Origin of the sequence: Streptomyces sp. NPDC044571, assembly GCF_040647115.1 — a bacterium.
Classification (GTDB): domain Bacteria; phylum Actinomycetota; class Actinomycetes; order Streptomycetales; family Streptomycetaceae; genus Streptomyces.
On sequence record NZ_JBEZBN010000126.1, the window covers coordinates 1 to 1,506 of the forward strand.

General features: G+C 66.7%; 3 protein-coding genes. 2 read left to right on the forward strand and 1 reads right to left on the reverse strand.

Going from position 1 to position 1,506, the window contains the following annotated elements; all coding sequences use genetic code 11:
- Positions 1-73: 73 nt before the first annotated feature.
- Positions 74-340 carry a GlsB/YeaQ/YmgE family stress response membrane protein gene (locus AB0B01_RS30695; RefSeq protein ID WP_361726222.1) on the forward strand — a complete coding sequence of 89 codons (267 nt, stop codon included), beginning with the start codon at positions 74-76 and terminating at the stop codon, positions 338-340.
- A gap of 340 nt (positions 341-680) precedes the next feature.
- Positions 681-854 carry a hypothetical protein gene (locus tag AB0B01_RS30700; protein WP_361726225.1) on the forward strand — a complete coding sequence of 58 codons (174 nt, stop codon included), beginning with the start codon at positions 681-683 and terminating at the stop codon, positions 852-854.
- A 28-nt stretch (positions 855-882) separates the two neighbouring features.
- Here the strand turns inward: AB0B01_RS30700 and AB0B01_RS30705 are convergent.
- A partial coding sequence (locus AB0B01_RS30705; protein ID WP_361726228.1) for an FAD-dependent monooxygenase occupies positions 883-1,506 on the reverse strand: 624 nt, incomplete at its 5' end.

Genomic DNA, 1,506 nt, shown 5'->3' on the forward strand with positions numbered 1-1,506 from the left:
TTTCCCATGTTTGAAATCACATAAATCGCGCAGATGGTGTTACACAGGCTTCGTGCGCTGATAAGAGGAAATCATGGGCATCATCGGTTGGATTCTGTTGGGCCTGCTCGCCGGAATCATCGCGAAGTTCCTGATGCCGGGCCGGGACCCTGGCGGGATCATCGTTACGACGCTGATCGGCATTGCCGGCGCTCTTCTGGGCGGATGGCTCGGCAAGGTCATTTTCGGGGTCGACTCCGTAGACGGCTTCTTCGAGCTCTCCACGTGGATCGCCGCTATTGTCGGCGCCTTCATTCTCCTGTTGATCTACCGTCTTGTCGTCGGCCGGCGACATTCATGAAGGTCGCCCTGAGGAGGCACCGACGTAAGCGGATCAGTCGCCGGTGGCTCGCTCGCTGGACGCCGCAGGCCCTCTTCCGCCGGATCTCCGTGCGGCTCACACGGTGGGGGGCACGGCTGATGGCACGGGCCGTGGGACTGGCTCTTCGGCATGTGCTGCGCGCCGCGTTCCGTGCCGTGTTGCCCCGTCGGCTTCGACTGGAGGTGATGTTGCCTTGGAGCTCATTCACCGCCGAGGTCGATGACGGAACCACTCGCCACCCGCGGGAGTCCGCGGAGCGCCGGCGCAGTACAACGAGCTTGTTTCCCCTCGTGCCCCAGCTGTGAGAGAAGGGTCGGACATGAGTGCCAGTGAGAAAATCAAGGCCCGGGCCGAGCAAGTGGTCGGCAAGTCGGTGAGGAAGGCAGCACACACCCTGGGCAAAAAGAGCACCGAGGCAAAGGGCACTGCCCTTGAGGCCCGGGGCAAGGCCCGGCAAGCGAAGGAAAAGGGGAAGGACGCCTTCAAGCGCTGACTTCCCCGACAACGTCAGCCCGACTGCGTCAGTGCTCGGCCGCGTGGGCGAAGTCGGGCAGCTCGGTGGACAGCAGGTGCTCGGCTCCCCCGTCGAGGAGCCGAGCCATCTGCGCCGAGCGCGGCAGCATCGTCTTCTCGTAGGCGCGGATGGCCTCTTCGGCCATGTCGTGGTGGGCGAGGGCGAGGGCGAGTTCGCAGGCGTCGAGCATGGCCAGGTTCACTCCGACGCCGAGCGGGGGCATCAGGTGGGCGGCGTCGCCGAGCAGCGTCACCGTGGGGTTGGGTTCCCAGGTGTGCGGGACGGGCAGGGCGTGGATCGGGCGGTCGACGTAAGGGCCGTCATTGTCCGTGATCAGCCGGCGCATACGGGGTGACCAGTCGCGGTAGCGGTCCAGGAGGAGGGCCCGGATGCCGTCGGTGTCGTGGGGGGTGAGGCCGCCGGCGGTGATCCAGTCGCCCGGGACGCGCTGGATGACGTAGACGCGGATGTGGTCACCGCTGTTGCGCTGGGCGAACAGGCCGCGGTCGCCGTCGGCTGCCGCGGCGCCGCCCTGTCCGAGCAGAGCGGCGAGCTCCGGGTGTTGGTGGTCTCCTTCCGGGACGTGGACTGGGACAAGGCGCTGACCTGGCTGGCGACGCGCACCGGGGCC

Coding starts and splice junctions, on each gene's coding strand:
- AB0B01_RS30695 (WP_361726222.1), top strand. CDS start 74: ATGGGCATCATCGGTTGGATTCTGTTGGGCCTGCTCGCCGGAATCATC.
- AB0B01_RS30700 (WP_361726225.1), top strand. CDS start 681: ATGAGTGCCAGTGAGAAAATCAAGGCCCGGGCCGAGCAAGTGGTCGGC.